The sequence below is a fragment of the Suttonella sp. genome, from assembly GCF_056855035.1.
On sequence record NZ_JBXGGR010000024.1, the window covers coordinates 1 to 17476 of the forward strand.

Annotated in this window: 16 protein-coding genes and 2 pseudogenes; 6 read left to right on the top strand and 12 right to left on the bottom strand. The window is 49.1% G+C overall.

The window, feature by feature from the left end; all coding sequences use genetic code 11:
* Positions 1-189 precede the first annotated feature (189 nt).
* The 3 genes from ACJHVI_RS02315 to ACJHVI_RS02325 all read right to left on the bottom strand — a co-directional run bounded on the left by ACJHVI_RS02315 (position 190) and on the right by ACJHVI_RS02325 (position 3970).
* Positions 190-1722 (bottom strand): pyridoxal phosphate-dependent decarboxylase family protein, encoded by a 1533-nt coding sequence (locus ACJHVI_RS02315; protein WP_483183006.1) that lies wholly within the window; start codon positions 1720-1722, stop codon positions 190-192.
* A gap of 12 nt (positions 1723-1734) precedes the next feature.
* Positions 1735-2466, bottom strand: a complete 732-nt coding sequence (locus tag ACJHVI_RS02320) for a CPBP family intramembrane glutamic endopeptidase (RefSeq protein WP_483183007.1) — start codon at positions 2464-2466, stop codon at positions 1735-1737.
* A 139-nt stretch (positions 2467-2605) separates the two neighbouring features.
* A complete protein-coding gene (locus ACJHVI_RS02325) occupies positions 2606-3970 on the bottom strand; it encodes a diaminobutyrate--2-oxoglutarate transaminase (RefSeq protein WP_483183008.1) in 1365 nt (454 codons plus the stop codon).
* 44 nt (positions 3971-4014) lie between these two features.
* Here ACJHVI_RS02325 and ACJHVI_RS02330 point away from each other — a divergent pair, with 44 nt between their 5' ends.
* Positions 4015-4173 carry a hypothetical protein gene (locus ACJHVI_RS02330; protein WP_483183009.1) on the top strand — a complete coding sequence of 53 codons (159 nt, stop codon included), beginning with the start codon at positions 4015-4017 and terminating at the stop codon, positions 4171-4173.
* 194 nt (positions 4174-4367) lie between these two features.
* Here ACJHVI_RS02330 and nagA read toward each other — a convergent pair whose 3' ends face one another.
* From nagA to ACJHVI_RS02370, 8 genes are read right to left on the bottom strand one after another with little or no spacing between them, the layout of a single operon-like run.
* Complete coding sequence (gene nagA, locus ACJHVI_RS02335) at positions 4368-5495, bottom strand: N-acetylglucosamine-6-phosphate deacetylase (RefSeq protein ID WP_483183010.1); 1128 nt, start codon at positions 5493-5495, stop codon at positions 4368-4370.
* Positions 5496-6377 carry an ROK family protein gene (locus ACJHVI_RS02340; protein ID WP_483183011.1) on the bottom strand — a complete coding sequence of 294 codons (882 nt, stop codon included), beginning with the start codon at positions 6375-6377 and terminating at the stop codon, positions 5496-5498. It abuts the gene before it with no gap.
* Between the two features lie 2 nt (positions 6378-6379).
* Positions 6380-7195 carry a MurR/RpiR family transcriptional regulator gene (locus ACJHVI_RS02345; RefSeq protein WP_483183013.1) on the bottom strand — a complete coding sequence of 272 codons (816 nt, stop codon included), beginning with the start codon at positions 7193-7195 and terminating at the stop codon, positions 6380-6382.
* Positions 7196-7214: 19 nt separating this feature from the next.
* Positions 7215-7664, bottom strand: a complete 450-nt coding sequence (locus ACJHVI_RS02350) for a NanQ anomerase/TabA/YiaL family protein (RefSeq protein ID WP_483183014.1) — start codon at positions 7662-7664, stop codon at positions 7215-7217.
* Positions 7665-7675: 11 nt separating this feature from the next.
* Complete coding sequence (locus ACJHVI_RS02355; RefSeq protein ID WP_483183015.1) at positions 7676-9523, bottom strand: TRAP transporter large permease; 1848 nt, start codon at positions 9521-9523, stop codon at positions 7676-7678.
* 58 nt (positions 9524-9581) lie between these two features.
* On the bottom strand, positions 9582-10562 hold the full coding sequence (locus ACJHVI_RS02360) for a sialic acid TRAP transporter substrate-binding protein SiaP (protein ID WP_483183016.1): 981 nt from the start codon (positions 10560-10562) through the stop codon (positions 9582-9584).
* A gap of 6 nt (positions 10563-10568) precedes the next feature.
* The gene (locus tag ACJHVI_RS02365) at positions 10569-11468 is read right to left on the bottom strand and encodes an N-acetylneuraminate lyase (RefSeq protein WP_483183017.1); all 900 of its coding nucleotides are present in this window, start codon (positions 11466-11468) and stop codon (positions 10569-10571) included.
* A gap of 14 nt (positions 11469-11482) precedes the next feature.
* Positions 11483-12178, bottom strand: a complete 696-nt coding sequence (locus ACJHVI_RS02370; protein WP_483183018.1) for an N-acetylmannosamine-6-phosphate 2-epimerase — start codon at positions 12176-12178, stop codon at positions 11483-11485.
* 105 nt (positions 12179-12283) lie between these two features.
* Here ACJHVI_RS02370 and ACJHVI_RS02375 point away from each other — a divergent pair, with 105 nt between their 5' ends.
* The 3 genes from ACJHVI_RS02375 to ACJHVI_RS02385 all read left to right on the top strand — a co-directional run bounded on the left by ACJHVI_RS02375 (position 12284) and on the right by ACJHVI_RS02385 (position 14942).
* Positions 12284-13414, top strand: coding sequence for an N-acetylneuraminate epimerase (locus tag ACJHVI_RS02375; RefSeq protein WP_483183019.1), 1131 nt, complete (start codon positions 12284-12286; stop codon positions 13412-13414).
* A gap of 10 nt (positions 13415-13424) precedes the next feature.
* Positions 13425-14447, top strand: coding sequence for an SIS domain-containing protein (locus ACJHVI_RS02380; RefSeq protein ID WP_483183020.1), 1023 nt, complete (start codon positions 13425-13427; stop codon positions 14445-14447).
* A gap of 123 nt (positions 14448-14570) precedes the next feature.
* Positions 14571-14942 (top strand): cytochrome b, encoded by a 372-nt coding sequence (locus ACJHVI_RS02385; protein ID WP_483183022.1) that lies wholly within the window; start codon positions 14571-14573, stop codon positions 14940-14942.
* A gap of 84 nt (positions 14943-15026) precedes the next feature.
* Here ACJHVI_RS02385 and ACJHVI_RS02390 read toward each other — a convergent pair whose 3' ends face one another.
* Positions 15027-16454: a WG repeat-containing protein gene (locus tag ACJHVI_RS02390; RefSeq protein WP_483183021.1), complete on the bottom strand. Its 1428-nt coding sequence runs from the start codon at positions 16452-16454 to the stop codon at positions 15027-15029.
* Between the two features lie 434 nt (positions 16455-16888).
* On the opposite strand from ACJHVI_RS02390, the pseudogene ACJHVI_RS02395 reads away from it, so the two are divergent.
* Positions 16889-17270 (top strand): annotated as a pseudogene (locus ACJHVI_RS02395) (DNA adenine methylase); the annotation flags it as partial.
* Between the two features lie 93 nt (positions 17271-17363).
* Positions 17364-17476, top strand: a pseudogene (locus tag ACJHVI_RS02400) (IS982 family transposase); the annotation flags it as partial.

Below are 17476 nucleotides of genomic sequence, written 5' to 3' on the forward strand. Positions count from 1 at the left end.
GCTTCAAATGTTTTACAAAAATCATCTACTTGGCAGAAAAGTGTTGTAAGATATTCCATGTTAAAGGGCTTTTGTGATGGTTTGTTTCGTCAAAACAGTAGATTATCACAATTGCTCTTTATTTTTTAGTGGGGTGCTTATCCCGAACTCAGGTTTTGTCTAGAGCCAAGAAGTATTGTTTATGCCGAATTAGGCAATCGGCGGTGTGTAAGTGCCTGCGGCGATACTGTCTTTGATGCGTGCAGCTTCTGTTTGAACTTGTTGCAGGAGTTGTTGCACGTTTTCTAAGGTGGCAATTGGGCTGAGTAGGGTCATTTTCAGCGATTGAATGTTGCCAACTTTGGTTACGCCGATATTGGCTTCGCCTTTGGCAAAGAGTTCGTCAGCTACATTTTGGTTGAGATTATTCACAAATTCAGCAGGATAATTTTTGGGCACAATGCGGAATAGCACGGAGGCAAATTGCGGCGCAACGAGCATTTCTAGTTCGTCGCTGGCTTCAATGTAAGCGGCAACTTCGCGCGCGAGGCTGACGCCGTGGTCGATGATAGAGGCGTATAGCTCTTCTCCTAGGGCTTCGATGGTAAGCCACAGTTTCAGGGCATCGAAGCGGCGCGTGGTTTGCAGGGATTTGGATACCAGATTCGGCACGCCGTGCGCTTCGTCGTAAGCGGAATTGAGGTATTCGGCTTCGTAGTGCATGAAGCGGAAATTGGCTTTGTCTTTGAGCAGGAATGCGCCGCAGGAAATGCTTTGGAAATAATGTTTATGGAAGTCCAAGGTAACGGAATCGGCTTTTTCAATGCCGGAAAGTAAATGGCGGTATTGCTTGGATAAGAGCAAGGCACCGCCCCAAGCGGCATCGATGTGCAGCCATGCGCCGTATTGGTCGCAGAGTTGGCGGATTGCCGTGAGGTCGTCAATCGCACCGGCATCGGTGGTGCCGGCGGTGGCGACTACGCAAGCAACGATTTTGCCTGCCGCTTTCAGTTCGTCCAAGATGCGGCTTAAAGCGTTGGTGTCCATTTGCGCTTGGGCATTGCAAGGCACGGTGATGACGGATTGGAAGCCCATGCCCATCATGGCCATGTTTTTTTGTACGGAAAAATGCGCGTTTTCCGAGCAGATGACTTTGACTTTGCTTAAGGCTTCGGGCGGTATGCCGTCTTGTTGCACCGACCATTCGCCGCCCGCGCTGTTTTTCCAATTTGCCGCAATGCAGGCATCACGAGCGAGTAGCACACCCATGAGGTTAGATTGGGTACCGCCTGAGGTAAATACGCCTGCTTGTCCTACTTTGTAGCCGACTTTTTGCCGCAGCCAATCAATAAGTTGTACTTCCATTAGTGAAGCGGCAGGGCTTTGGTCCCAAGAGTCCATCGATTGGTTTGTAGCGTTAATCAGCACTTCAGCAATTTGGCTGGCGACTAAAGTGGGGCAGTGCAAATGGGCTAAGGAGTGGGGGTGATGGACTTTAAGGCTTTTGTTTAAGAATAAATCAATGGCGCGATCTAGGGCTTTTTCCAAGCCTAAGCCTTGCTCAGAAGCGGCGAAATGAATAGCGTTGCGTAATTGTTTGATGCTGCCGCCTGTGTACATTTTGTCTTCTTTAAGCCAAGCGGAGACGGCGCTGATGGCTTGTTGCATCGCGGCTTCATAAGCGGTAATCGAGGCAGAATCACTGCATAACAATTGTTTGCGATGCTGGGATACATTGGGCATGGTAACTCCTAATTAAATCAGATAAAACAAACCTAGCAAAAAAGTCATTCCGAATAAATCGAAAAAACTGTGGGCAAGAAAGAAAGGAACTAACTCTTTGTAACGTAGCCGTAACAGGAAAAAGGTAATGCCGAGAGTGGTGATAATAAGTGCGGAAGGGATGCCTTGATAGGTATGAAACGAAAATCTGATGATTAGGCTGAAAATAATAGCATAAGGGAGATGTTTTTTACTGACGCAAAAAATTAGTCCAACGAAAAAAATTTCTTCAAAAAAACCGTTCAGCAAGGAATATAGGAAATAAGATAATGAGAAATGTCCCAACAATTGATCTGCAATACTAATTTCTTCCTGAATGTTTTCTTCTACCACATGTTCTTCCCATTGTGCAAGTTCAAAGAAGTAATATTGAGCTAACTCAAATGTACTGGCAATAATACTTGCTAATAAAATAAAACAAAAGATTTTTATAGGGGTTTTTTTATTGATGGAAAAATCAAGTTGGGAAAAATCAAATTTTCTGAAATAAAGATATAGCCATGCTAAAAAAAGGGAGAATATTTCTAGTGCAATTCCTCGCCAATTGGAGATGTCGTTAAATTCTAATGGATTATATTTGCTAATATCTACATGCTGCAGTAAAAAGTAGCCTTGTGCGGAGGAAATGATGGCTTCTCCAAAAAAAATTAGCGTAAGGATGAAAATATCGATCGGGTTTAGATAAAGGATTTTTTCTTTTTTCATGGTATATGGAACTGAAATAATATTTATTTTTAACGATTTGAAGGTTTTGTCAGTATTTTAAATTGTGATGCCCGCTATTTAAATAGGCATGATGTTCAAAAGGGTTGGAATACTACAGTATTCCGACCAGATGTATTAATTATGAACGTAGGTTTTTAACCGCATCTCTTATAGCCTGCGAGAAGCGTTTGACCATTTCTTCACATTCGCTTTGCGTAATATTAACGGCGCATAATACGCGCAACACGTTGCCGCCACGTCCGCCGCGCTCAATCAATAATTTATGCTGAAAGCAGGCTTTTTGAATGGCAGCGGCAAGTTCGCCATCGTTAGGATAAGCGCCGCAAGCGCCTTTAGCTTTGCGTTCATCAACGATTTCAATGCCCAGCATTAAGCCTTTGCCGCGTACATCGCCAATGCAAGGATAGGTTTTGGCAAGATTTTGCAGAGCTTCTTTGAGATAAGCGCCGCGTTCCGCTGCATTTTGGGCAAGGTTTTGTTCTTGCATGATGTTGAGCGCGGTGTAGCCTGCTGCCATCGCCATTTGGTTGCCGCGGAAGGTGCCTGTGTGTCCAGCAGGTTGCCAAGCATCGAATTTTTTGTTGATGGCAAGCACGGCTAATGGCAGGCTGCCACCCACTGCTTTAGACATCACGACAATATCAGGTTCAATGCCAGCGTGTTCAAAGGCAAACATTTTGCCTGAGCGGCAGAAGCCTGCTTGGATTTCATCGACAATCATCACGATGCCGTGTTTTTCGGTAACGGCGCGGATTTTTTGCAGGAATTTTGCCGGCGCTGGCACAACGCCGCCTTCGCCTTGAATGGCTTCTAAAATTACCGCTGCAGGTTTAACAACGCCACTTTCCACGTCTTCAATGAATTGTTCAAAATAGTAAGCAACCGCTTCTGCACCTGCTTCGCCGCCAATACCAAATGGGCAGCGGTAATCATGCGGATAGGGCATGAATTGCACGCCAGCCATGAGGTTTTGCACGGCATTTTTGGCGTGCAGATTGCCTGTCAGTGATAAAGCGCCATGCGTCATGCCGTGGAATCCGCCTGAAAAGGCAATCACATTGCCGCGTCCTGTGTAGGTTTTGGCGAGTTTGATGGCCGCTTCGTTGGCATCGGCGCCGGAAGGGCCGGTGAATTGCAGCACATATTGGTCTTTAGGGAAGAAAGACAGCAGTTTTTCGGTAAAGGCGTCTTTCATCGGCGTGGTTAAATCCAAGGTGTGCAGGGGCAGACCGCTGCTCAGCACGTCTTGAATCGCTTGGATGATCGCCGGATGATTGTGTCCCAGCGCCAAAGTGCCGGCGCCGGCTAAGAAATCAAGGTATTCATTGCCCTCTACATCGGTTACCCAGCAGCCTTGCGCTTTGGCAATCGCCAAAGGAAGTTTGCGCGGATAACTGCGGACATTGGATTCCATCGCATTTTGGCGAGTTAAATAATAGTCGTTTGTTGCATTCGCAATAGGATTGACAGGAGTTACGCTCATATCGGATTACCATCTCTGATAAAAAGTGAAAAGAAAGAAGTCTGGTGACTTGTGGTCCTTTGACTCGGCGCTTTGGGGAATCTCCCCAGGGGCAAAATGCCCACCCTTGTCAGCAAGCTGACCGCATTGCAAGCAATGCCAAAGCAGACGGCGAGACGCTGAATACAGCGGAAGAAATGATTAAGCCGTCTTTGAAAGCCTGAGAATCCTAGCCTTTACCAGGGGGGCTATTCAGGCGGCGCGCATTGTAAAGCCTTTTGCCCCCCTTGCCTAGCCCGAGCGGCAAAATTTTTGTTAATAATAGCTTCATTTACCTAAAGAAAAATACCTAAGCCAGTGCTTTTTTAGGCAATTTGCCCTCCCCTGCCCGGCAAAAAAGCGCTATGGATTTGTCATCCTAGCGCCAGTCTTCGTGCAGGGCTAATTGCGGGTCTAAATAGATGATGTCTTGGCTGTCGCGGTTTTCAATGCCGGCTAAATCTGGTCGATGCAGGTAGTAAGCGGGACTGCTGACCGCCATTTGCAAGGCGCTTTTGATGTCGGTGTGCATGTAGCGGACGGCGTTTTGCAGGCATTGCAGCATGTTGATGTGCGCACCTGCCAGCGAGCCGTGTTCATTGACCAGACTTTGCTCGCGTACATAGACTTTAATGCCCATGAGGTCGAATTCGCTGATGTGCGGTGCGCCGATGGTGTGCATGGAGTCGGTAACGAGCAGGAGTTTATCTGCGCCGAGTGCGCGGTAGGCGTGAGCTAGGGCAAAGGGGTGGGAATGGATGCCGTCGGCGATGATGCCGCAATATAAGCCCAGTTCCGCCGCACTGCCAATCGGCCCGGGGTCGCGTCCGCTCATGGGCGCCATGGCATTGTAGAGATGCGTGATGCCGGTCAGTCCTTCGGCGCGGGCGGCAATGAGGTCTTGATGATTTGCCATGCTGTGCGCCATGTTGATGTGCGGAATGAAGGGTTTGATGCGGGCAATGCTGCCTTTGGGCTGCCGTTCCGGCGCCAGAGAGAGGATGCTGTGTTGCAGGTATTCGCCGTATTGCACGTAGCAGGCATAGTCGCTTTCATCAGGCTGGCGGATATAGCGCGGATTATGTGTGCCTTTTTTCTCGAGATTTAGAAATGGGCCTTCAAAATGTCCGCCGATGATGCCGGGCATTTTGTTTTTCACCGCTTCGGCGATGTTGGCGATGGCTTGATGGTATTTGCTTTGGCTGTCGGTGATGAAGGTGGGCAGCATGGCGACAGTGCCGAATTGGCGGTGCGCTTTGATGACGGTTTCCAGCCCCTGTGGGCTGCTATCTTCATTGACTAAAATACCGCCGCCGCCGTTGGCTTGGGTTTCGACAAAGCCGGGGCTTAAGATGCCGCCTTTGAGTTCGCGTACGGGCGCGCCTTCGGGAATGGCGGCTTCGGGCAGCAGGCGGCTGCGGTTTTTTTCGATGTGCAGGGCAAAGCCTGAAAGTAATTGTCCGCGGTCAAAGATGTCCGCGCCGCGGTAAAACATGCTGTTCATCATTTATCCTTTGTTTTCACTGTCTAAGAACCAACGCAATGCGCCGAGCATATTGGCGGCATTGCCTAGAGTGGCGCAGCTGATATGGCGCGGCATGAAATAGGGCGGCAGGCGTTTGGCAATGGCGGCTTTAAGCCGCGGTTCGATGTATTCGTGCTGCGCGGAGATACCGCCGCCGACGATGATGGCTTGCGGTGCAAAGAGGAAAATAATCGGCATCAGGCTTTGCGCCAGTTGTTCCATGAGTTCTTGAAAGCTGGCTTCTGCCTGTGCTTCGCCTTGTTTTAGGCGGTGGAAAAATTCGCGCCCATTGATTTTTTCGCCGCTTTGTTTTTGATAATGTTGCAATAAGGCGGTGGTGGAGACGATTTCTTCTACGCGTTTGCCTTGGGCGAGCGGCATTTGTCCGATTTCGCCGGCGGTATAGTTCGCGCCGTGCCAGAGTTTGCCCTCAATGAGAATCGCGCCGCCCAGTCCTGTGCCTAAGGTCAGGCAGAAGGCGGAGCTTCGCCCTTTGGCGGCGCCCAGCCATGCTTCGCCCAAAGCCATGGCATTGACGTCGTTTTCAATGCTGCAAGGCAGTCGGCAATGTTGTTCGACGGCGCTTTTGAGGTTGGTGCCGGTGTAATTGGGAATGGTCGGGCCGGCAAATTCAATCCGTCCTGTGTGGGGATTGATGACGGCGGAGCTGGAAATGGCAACGCCTTGCACATCATGCTCGGCTTGCGCCGCTTGGCAGATGGCTAGGATTTGCGCTTCGATTTGATTGTCATCGGCGCTGATGGCGCTGGCTTGGGCGGGAAATTCTTGCAGGCATTGTCCTTCGCGGCTGTAGAGGGCGGATTTGATTTCGCTGCCGCCGATATCAATGGTCAAAATAGGCATGTTTACTCCTTGTTAAGCTGAATGGCATCGTAGGTGCGCTGCCAGATGTTTTCGCGCTGCTGTTGGTTGATGCTCATATAGTCGGCATAGAGCATATCCAGTACCACTAAGGCGGGGAATTGCGGCGAAATCATACGCCCGTATTCTAAATTATTTTTGACGGCGAAACTTTGCACTTCGTCAAAGCGGTATTGGAAGTCGGCGGCGATATTGGCGGTCAGCAGGACGACCGATGCGCCCTGTTTTTTGGCGCTGTCAAGGGCGGAGAGCACGATTTGACTGCGTCCGCTGATGCTGATGCCGATGACCAAACAATGGCTGTCGGTCAGTACGGCATTCATGCGCATCATGTCGTCGTCTGTGAAGGCATCGCAAATCAGCCCGACGCGCATAAAGCGCAATTTCATTTCCTGCGCGACCAAGCCTGAGCTGCCTTTGCCGTAGAAATAGACGCGTTTTTTGCGCAAAAGCAGCTGCGTGATGCGGTGGATTTGCGCGGTATCGACCAAAGAATAGGTTTTATTGAGCAGTTCTTGATAGCTGGCTAACACGGGTTGGACGAAATTCTCTTCCGCATCGGGGCTGTCTTGGCTGAAGGCGAAGATAAATTCGCGAAAGCCGCGAAAGCCGCATTTTTGCGCAAAGCGCGTGAGCGCGGCTTCCGAGACGCCCAAACGCTGCGCGATTTGTCGGGCGTTCGAGGGCATTTCATTGTCGGCATCGCTTAAGAAATAATCGGCGATTTTGCGTTCGGCAGGGGTAAATTGCTGCGCTTGGCTTTCAATCAGCGGCGTGATGCTTTTTTGAAAATGCTTCATCGTCTTGCCTTTTGCAGGCTCAAAGCCGCAATTTGAACACCGCTTTGCGGATGTTTTCGGCGATGTTATTGACCATTAAGCCGGTTTGATGCACGTCTTCAGGGTAAAAGACTGCCACATTGCCGCTGTCGAGCGTGGCGCTGACATAGGGCACCGTACTGGCGATTTCCACATAGTCTTTCTCGGCATGGTATTGCAGCACCACGCTTTTATCCAAAGGCGCGCAGCGTACCACTTCGCTGCCCTCAATCAGGACATGCACGTCTAAATATTCGCGGTGCGCTTCCCAAATCCGCTCTTCGGCAACAGTGGTGGTATAGCCGAAGATGTTTACATAGAAATCTTCGCCCTCAATCGCATGCTGTCCGTTGTCTATTTTCGCCAAATCGTGCTCGGCGAGAAAGGTTTTGATTTTTTCGATGGCGCGCGAAGGCGTGCTGCAATCGCTGTGTAGAGAGACAAATTCCATAAAAAACTCCTTTATTCGCCCATAATCAAATTAGGCAAGAACGTAATAATGCTTGGGAAAATGGTAATTAAGACCAAGGTTAAGGCAATCGGGATGAGGAAGGGCAGCACGCCTTTGGTTACTGTGCTGACGGACATATTACCCGCTCTTGCCACCACGAATAATGCCATGCCCATCGGCGGCGTGAGGATGCCGATCATCATGTTCAAGGTGGTCATGACGCCGAAGAAGACAAGGTCGATATTGTAATACTGGGCGATAGGAATCAGCATCGGCAAGACAAGGAATTGCAATGCCAGTGCATCGATAAACATGCCCAAGAACAATAGCAGCAGATTGATGAGCAGCAAGACCATCAAGGCGCTGTCGGCAAATGCCATAAAGCCTTCCGCGACTTGAATCGCCACACGTTCGCGAGCAATCATATCGCCGAAGAAAGTAACCGTCATGACCATCAAAATGGTGACGCCGCTCATCGCCATGGCTTCGACGCAGCTTTTAAACAGCCCCGCCATATTCAGCTCGCGATAGACAAATCCCAAGACGGTGGAATACAGGGCGGCAATGACCGCCGCTTCGGTGGGCGTGAAAAAGCCGGAGAAAATACCGCCGATAATCAGCAGCGGCGTCAGCAATGCCCAGAAAGAGCTTTTGAAAGAGGATATGCGTTCGCTGCGCGTGGCTTTAACCGCTTTGCGGTAGCCGCGTTTTTTGCAGATATAGGCATTCATGAGCATCAGCGCAATCGTGAGCAAGACCCCCGGTACAAAGCCGGCTAAAAACAATTTGGCAATCGAGACGTTGGCGATAACGCCGTAAATAATCATGGCAATACTTGGCGGTACTAATGGACCGATGATGCAGGATGCCGCCGTAATACCGCCGCATAAATCATCATCATAGCCTTCGTCGCGCATGGCTTTGATTTCCAGCTGTCCCAGTCCGCCGGCATCTGCCAGAGCGGAACCCGACATGCCCGAGAAAATCAGGCTCGCGCCGATATTCACATGTCCCATGCCGCCTGTCCAATGTCCGAGCATGGCGCGGGCGAAATTAAAAATCCGCGTGGTAACGCCGGCGCTGTTCATCAAAATGCCGGTGAGGATAAAAAACGGCACGCTGAGCAGGCTGAAACTATTGACGCTGTCGACCAATTTGGCAGCGGCGAAATTGCCGGTATTCCAGCGCGTCATAGAGAAAAATAAAACGGTGGTGATAAAGAGCGACCAGCCGACCGGCATACCCAAAAACATCAGCACCAGCCAGATAAGCAAGACGATATACACCGAGTCTTTGCCGAATTTGACGTAATCGCTGACGCGCAGATATTTAAACCATTCGGGCGCGAAGAAGAGAATCGCGAAAAAAGCAACCGCCAAAGCGATATATACCCATGCGGGAAACCAGGCGGCTTTATTGGCGAAGTTTTCCTGCTGGGTTTGGAAAAAACGCAGCAGCATCAAGCCGGCAATCAGCGGCAGGGCAAGATATAAATATTTGGTGGAGATGCCCAGGGCGACCAATTGATCGGGCGGGCGTTTCATTAAGACAATGCCGTAGTGGATAAAGAGCAGGAGGCAGGAAAAAATCAGCAATTGGATGATGCTGAAGACCGCGACTTTCATTTTAGGCGGCAGGCGGCTGCTGATGAAATCAATTTGTACATGTTGCTGGCTGCGAATGCCCATGGAAATCCCCAGCATGCCTACATAGACAAAAATCAGCCGCGCCGCCTCTTCAGACCAAATCAGCGGCGAGTCTAAAATTTCACGCGCAATGATTTGAAAAATCAAAATGCCAAATATCAGTAAAAATAGGGAACCGCCGATCCATTCTTCTAATTTATTCAGGGCTTTCATGATTGCTCCTCGCACTTAACAATAAAGGCAGCCGCCGCTGCGGCCGCCTTTGTCGGACTTATTTCGCCAATGCCGAAAAATCCGCAATGGCTTTTTTGCCTTCTTCGCCGGTTTTGCTGACGAATTCATCATAATAAGGCTTCATCGCCTCTTTAAAGGCGCTTAAATCAGGCGTGGTAACATTCATACCTTTGTTTTTGAATTCCTCGACCAGTTTGGCTTCGCCGTCTTGGAAGAGTTTGGTGTGATAAGCCGCCGCATTGACTGCCGCTTCTTTCACGACTTTTTGCAAATCTTCGGGTAAATCGTTAAAGACGTCGCGGTTTACCAAATACAATTGGTCGTTAAGAATATGGTTGGTCATCGCCAAATGTTTTTGCACTTCATAGAATTTTTGTGCGTCAATAGTCGGCAAGGGGTTTTCTTGTCCGTCTACAGAATTGGTTTGCAATGCTAAATAGACTTCAGAAAATGCCATCGGTGTGGGCGCGGCGCCGACGTGTTTGGCATAGGCGAGGTTGGTGGCGGCATTAGGCACGCGCAGTTTCAGACCTTTCATATCCGCAATGCTGTTAATGGCACGGTTTGAAGTGGTTTGGCGGGTGCCGTTATAGGCCTGCGCCAAGACCAGCATATTTTTCTCGTTTTCGATTTTTTCCAATAAATCCTTGCCGAAATCGGTTTCAAACAGGGCTTTTTGCGCCATTGAGAAATCGCTGACCATATAGGGCAGAGCGAACACTTCCGCTACAGGATAGTAGATTTGGAAGCGTGCGCTTTCAGAAAAGGTGAAATCTAAAGCGCCGCCGGTGACTTGTTCCATCATTGAGCGGTCATCACCTAATTGGGAGTTGCCGAAGAGTTTAATTTCAATTTTGCCGCCGGATTTTTCTTGCACTTCTTGGGCAAAATGTTCCGCAGCTTTGTATTCGTTGGCGGTATTGCCAGCGACCAGTCCGAAGCTGAATTCATAATCCGCCGCTTGGGCATTCAGAGCGGCCAATCCAATCAAGATGCTAAGGCTGAGTTTTTTCATCATAGTCTCCTATTTATTGCCGAAATGGCGTTTGTAAATTTCTTTGGCTTTCGCGATTTGTGCTTCAGTGGCCGAAGCCATCGGTTTGCGCGACAAGAAAGGTCCGGCGTCGCAGCCCGAGAGAACCAGCAATTGCTTAATCGTTGGATACAGACCGTTGTCTATAATGTCGCTAATCAGCGCATTGCTGGCGTTTTGCGCTTTCAGGGCTTCTTCGTATTTGCCGGCTTTTGCCAAGTCCATGGTTTCGCGCGCACGCAATCCGTTGACGTTATAAGTCGAGCCGATGGCGCCGTCCACATTGTTCACTAAAGCAGGCAGCAGCATTTCGTCAAAGCCCGAGTAAATCAGTACGTCGGGATAAGTGCTGCGCAGACGTTCTAAGAGATAGAAATCCGCCGCGGTAAATTTCACGCCGACGATTTTCGGATGCGCGAAGAGTTCGCCAAATTGCGATAAGCCGATATCCACGCCGGTTAAAAACGGAATGGAATAGACAATCATACGGTTATCCACCGCGTCTAAAATGTCGAAATAATATTGCTTGATTTCCGCAAAAGAGAATTTGTAATAAAAAGGCGTGACGGCGGAAATGGCGTCATAGCCCAGATCGGTGGCGTATTGTCCCAATTCAATCGCTTCATAGAGATTGGGACCGCCGATTTGGGCAATCAAAGACACCTGATCTTTGGCTTCGTCTTTGGCGATTTGGAAAATTTGTTTTTTGGTGGCGGTATCGAGCATAAAGTTCTCGCCGGTCGAGCCGCCCACATAGAGACCGTCGATTTTCATCTTGTCGATATTGTGGCGGATGACTTGGCGCAGACCTTTTTCATTGACCTTGCCTTGCTCGTCAAAAGGCACAATCAGTGCGCTCATGAGTCCTCTGATTTCACGGGTTTGAGACATGTTTTCTCCTTGCTTTACTTTCGCGTTGCTGCAACAAATTGTTCTGTAATCCATTTCGGTCGCGTAATGGCAGAACCGACCACTACGCCGAAGACGCCGATATCCAAAACGCGGCGCACTTTCTCAGGCGTATTGATATTGCCTTCGGCAATAATCGGCGCTTTGAGAGTGGCGACCGCGCGGCGGATGAGGGCAAAATCGTCGCTTTCAATCAATTGTCCTCGAGAAGCGGGGGTGTAGCCGACTAAAGTCGTGCCGATAAAATCAAAGCCTAAATCATCCGCCGTCTGCATTTCTTCCCAAGTGGCGCAATCCGCCATCAGCAGCACCTGCGGATATTTCGCGCGAATGGCTTGCACGAATGCCGATAGGCTTTGCCCATTGGGACGCAGGGCATTGCGGGCGTCAAGGGCAATGATTTCGGGGGAAACGCTCATCAATTCATCTGTTTCCGTCATCGAAGCGGTGATAAAGACTTCGCTGTCGGGATAATCGCGCTTAATGATGCCGATAATCGGCAAATCGACATTGCGGCGGATTTCTTCGATATCGACGACAGAATTGGCACGAATGCCGACCGCGCCGCCCTGCTGCGCCGCCAATGCCATGCGTCCCATAATGAAAGCGGAATGCAAAGGCTCATGCGGCAAGGCTTGGCAGGAAACAATCAGCCCGCCTTGCAGGGCGGCAATGTTAGGGGGGAAATTCATATCCATTCTCCTTGCTTGTGCATCGAGTATAAAATGCTTTGAAAAAAATTTCAAACTATATTATGATTTGCAAAAATTTATTTCAATAAGCAGAAGGAGTGAAAAGTGAAACTTTATTCTAAAACTCTGTTATCCCTTGCATTGACTGGTTTGACTGCCGCGGCATGGGCGGGCGTTTACCCCGATTTGCCGAAAACATTTGCAGATGGCGGCGGCGCTTTGATTGACAACACCGCCTATATCGGCTTGGGCAGCGCGGGCGAGCAGTTTTTCAGCCTTGATTTGAGCAAACAGCAGGCGCAATGGCAAACCTTGCCCGATTTCCCTGCCGGTACGCGCAGCCAGCCCGTCGTCGCCGCCCTTGAGGGCAAACTGTATGTGTTCGGCGGTTTGCAGAAAGACGCGCAGGGCGTCTTGCAACTCGTCAATGACGCGCATGTATTTGATCCCGCCAGCCAAACATGGCAGCGCCTACCCACGCGTTCGCCTCTGGGCTTGGTCGGTGCGCAAGCCTTTGCACATCAGGGCAAAATCTATTTTGTCGGCGGCAGCAATCTCTCGATTTTTAACGGCTATTTCCAAGACTACAGCGCCGCCGGAGAAGACAAAGACAAGCAGGCAGCGGTGATGAAGGCTTATTTTAATCAGCCCAGCCAAGATTATTTCTTTAACAATCAAGTTTCCAGCTATGAACCTGCCACAAACCAATGGCATAACGAAGGCATCACGCCTTTTGCCGGACGCGCGGGGGCGGCGGTAAAAATCCATGAAGGGCAAGTCTATGTCGCCAACGGCGAACTCAAGCCGGGATTGCGCAGCGACAGCGTTGAGTTGGGCACATTTGATGATAAAGGACAATTGGCATGGCAAAGTTTGCCGGTCTTGATTGCCGGCGAAGGACAGGCGCAGCAGGAAGGCTTGGCAGGCGCCTATTCGGGACATAGCCACGGCTATTATCTGCTGACTGGCGGCGCGAATTTCACCGGTGCGCGGGCGCAATATGAAAGCGGCAAATACTATGCTCATGAAGGCTTGACGCGCTATTACGACCCCAATGTTTATGCCTTAAAAGACGGCAAATGGCAGCTGGTGGGACAATTGCCGAGCGCCAGCGGCTACGGCGTATCGCTCAATTATGAAGACGCCGTGATTTTATTCGGCGGCAAAGGCGATGGCGGCGAAATCGGCAGCGTGCAGCGTCTGCGTTTTGACGGCAAAACCTTGAACATTGATTAAGGAGAACATCATGGCTCAAAGCCTTATGGAACAAGAAATTCTGCAAAGCGCGGCGGTGCTTGCCGCGCAGGCGGACAATACCGCGATTAGCGATATGGCGGCGAAATTAGCTGCCGAGCCGCCGGCATTGTGGCTGACGGTGGCGCGCGGCACCTCCGACCATGCGGCGGAATATCTCAGCTATTGGCTGATGCGCTATTGCGGCATTCCCGCCTTATCCGTGCCGCTGTCTTTGAATACGATTTATCAAAGCCCTTGGCAGCTGGAAAAAGCGCAGCTGCTTGCCATCTCGCAATCGGGCGGCAGTCAAGATTTGCTGGAAAGCGTGAAAAATATGCGTCGCGCTAAAGATTTGCGCAGTCTGGCATTGGTGAATGTCATCGATTCGCCGCTGGCGCATGCCTGCGAATATGCCATTGATATTGGCGCAGGTAAGGAAAAAAGCGTGGCGGCGACTAAGAGTTTTATCGCCACGCTCGGCGCCGGTCTGCGTCTGCTCTCGCCTTTGCTTAAAGACAAAGGCTTGGATGCCGCAATTGCCGCCTTGCCGGAGAAAATCTGCCAAGCCGAAGCCTTGGACTGGAGCAAAGCTCTAGACAGCCTGCAAGACATCTCGCGTCTCTATGTGGTGGGGCGCGGTGCCGGCATGTCGATTGCCAAAGAAGCGGCGTTGAAATTCAAAGAAACCTGCTTGGTACAGGGCGAAGGCTTCAGCGGCGCGGAAGTGCAACACGGGCCGATGGCATTGATGAATAAGGAACAAGTCGCGCTCTTCCTTGCTCCGCCCGATGAAACCCAAGCGGGATTATTGGAAACCGCCGCGCGCTTCCGCCAAATGGGAGCAAAGGTCTTGGTTGCTGCCGATGACAGCGTGGCAGAACGCGATTTGCCGCTGATTGATGCCGGACATCCTGCCCTGCAAGGACTGTGCAGCATTCAAAGTTTCTACCGCATGGTGGAAAAACTCTCCAAAGCCCGCGGCATCAATACCGATAATCCGCCGAATTTGAAGAAAGTGACCAGTACACAGTAATTTCATTCCTCAATCATTTGCCGCGCCCTATTCGCGCGGCTTTTTTATCGCCCTTAACTATGCTAATTTCTCGCAAACCCCTCCCCGCTGACAATACGAAGGAAAATCTATGCATGCCGAGCCCTGCTCTGGCAATCGAATGAGGCTTGGCGCCGTCTGCTGCCTTGGCATAAAGGCGGCGGCATGTTGCTGCTGATATTGGCAGCCTTTCGCATATTATGGGCAATCAGCGTGGATAAGCACCCTGCTGCAGCAAATATCGCCGTGCGCTTGGGGCATTCGGCGCTATACGTTTTTATGATTGCGGTGCCGACCGCCGCCCTCATCCGCGAAGCCGCCGCCAATGCTTCTGCCGATAATTGGGGCATGCGCTTCGGCGATATTTGGCACGGCAGATTGGCTTATGCCTTTTTGTTCTTGATTGTCGGATACATCTTTATGGCGTTTTATCATCAATGGTGCGGCGAAAAATTATTACAGCGCATGATAGGCTAATCTATAGTCGGAGAAGTAAAGAAGTTGTACCAGATGAGCCAAGATCATCATACGTTTTCAATTCTTCGATGATAGCCGCAGAGCTTATTTCTTCCAATGCCCTGCCATATCGATCAGCACGCAGCCTTGCTTATCCAGCAATTGCTGCCGTTTGCCGCGAAATGTCAAAATATAATTCGGCTTAATACTGGTAACGTAATCGTACTGCGGCTTAATCAGCACTTCGCCTTTCTCATTGATATAGCCCCAGCGATTATTTTTGCTCACTTCCAGCATGCCATCCAAGCCCTCGCCGATATAATCCCAAGTAGCATCAGACAGCGCTTTGCCGGCAGCATCAAATAAACGATAACTTCCTTTTGTGTAAACAGTATAATTCTTAGCACCCGGCAGCGGCGTAACATAGTCATATTGCGGAGGAATCAGTTCTTTTCCCTGACTGTCTAAAATGCCCGAATAACGCACAGTGGCATTATTTTTAATCGATTGCTCGTCCGGCAAACGCTTATCCATCATAAATACGCCTTCGGCATAACTCAGCGACTCATACTCAAAGGGAATGATAACCTTGCCTTGATGGTCGATCACGCCTTCTTTGCCGTCCTTAACGGCAATCAGCCAGCCATTATCCAATAAAGACAAACGCTCGTATTCAAAAGGCAGAATTTCCTTACCCTGCTCGTCAATCACGCCCCAATACTCATTTTTCAGCGCTATCGTTATGCCTTTAATAAAAAGCTTAAATTCCACAGAACTTTCTTCTTCATATTCACCGATCATAGTATATTCCGCCGGCAACACTTGCTCGCCTTTCCGATTAAACACCGCCATGGTGGATTCTTGATCTACCGGTATAAAATAGCCGTCTTGGCTGCGCATAATATAATGATAGCGCAGCGGAATAATTTCTCGCCCCGTCTTATCGATGATGCCCGACAGATTATCGATGCCGACCTCTGCAAAGCCCTCATAAAAACTCGAGATATAATCATATTTAGCTTCAATGACGAGTTCGCCCTCCGTATTCGCATAGCCGTATTTATCGCCGACTTTTACACCGACCATACCTTCGCCGATATTATCGATGCTATCCACATTATCAGGCATCGGCAGCGTTTTGCCCGCCAAATCAATTAACTGATTCGGTTCTTTATATTTATCAGATCCGACCGCCGCCATACCGTCTTGAACAGACCAAAAAATGGCAAACTGCGGAGCTATCACCTCCTTGCCCTCACGATTGATAAATCCCCACTTGCCCTCTTTTTGTACCGGCAAGACACCTTCCTGCCAATAATCAGAGATCTGCTCATAGACAGGCTCAATCATGCGCTTGCCGTCCGTACTGACAAAACCTATTTTTCCGCCTTTTGATACCGCTAACCATTGATTGTCTATAGGATAAGCATATTTTTCCGCATCAAAAATAGCGATTGAACGTAAATCCGAATACTGCGTCGGCAAGACCGTCGGCACAGGGCAATCCTTCGCCAAAACCGCCGTTGCACTCATTACCGCCGCCGCTAACATACTATTTCGTATTACATATTTCATATTCACCACTCCAATGATTCATTACTTCAATAGCGTGAACATCATGCCTGTTTAAATGGCATTATGCAACATCATCTTTACTCTGAGGTTCTGCAAAATACCCCCCCATCAACAGTTAAGATTTTACATAAAGAAAACTTGCAAAATTCGGAAGCGTGAGTGAAAATCTGAAACGGTATTTGAAAGCATGTGATGACAATAGAAATAGGCATTGATGATTTAGACAAATGCTGTGTTTAATTTCGCAACAAATTTCCTTAACTATTCTGTTCGTTCAAAATTTTACAAAAATCAAATTCATATAATTTCCTTACCTTTATCCTATATATCCTTAAATTTGATACCAATCATCGAAAAAGCAAATATAAAAGCCGACTTAATGAAAAAACATCATGTCTAAACCATTCCTAAAAATGGGCGGGCGGCAAATCGAAACTGGCGCCATTTATTGAAAGCCACCTGCCAAAGCAAGCCTCTAAGCGTTTGATTGAGCCTTTTGCAGAATCTGCGGCTATATCTCTGGGATTGGATTTTGATGCCTATCTGCTTAACGACAGTAATGTCGATTTGATGCGTTTATATCAGGCTTTACAAGAGGAAAAACAGTCATTTATTGACTATGTCAAATCATTTTTCACGCCTGAAAATAATCAGGAAAACCGTTTTTACGAACTGCGGGAGCAATTTAATCACGGCCAAGAAAGTACAGAACGCTCTGCTTTATTCGTTTATTTAAATCGCCATGCTTTCAACGGATTATGCCGTTACAATAACCTGAGTTCGGGATAAGCACCCCACTAAAAAATAAAGAGCAATTGTGATAATCTACTGTTTTGACGAAACAAACCATCACAAAAGCCCTTTAACATGGAATATCTTACAACACTTTTCTGCCCAGTAGATGATTTTTGTAAAACATTTGAAGCAGACTTTAACCGCACACTCATCAGCAAACCCAACAGCAGAAACCGAAAAGCCTC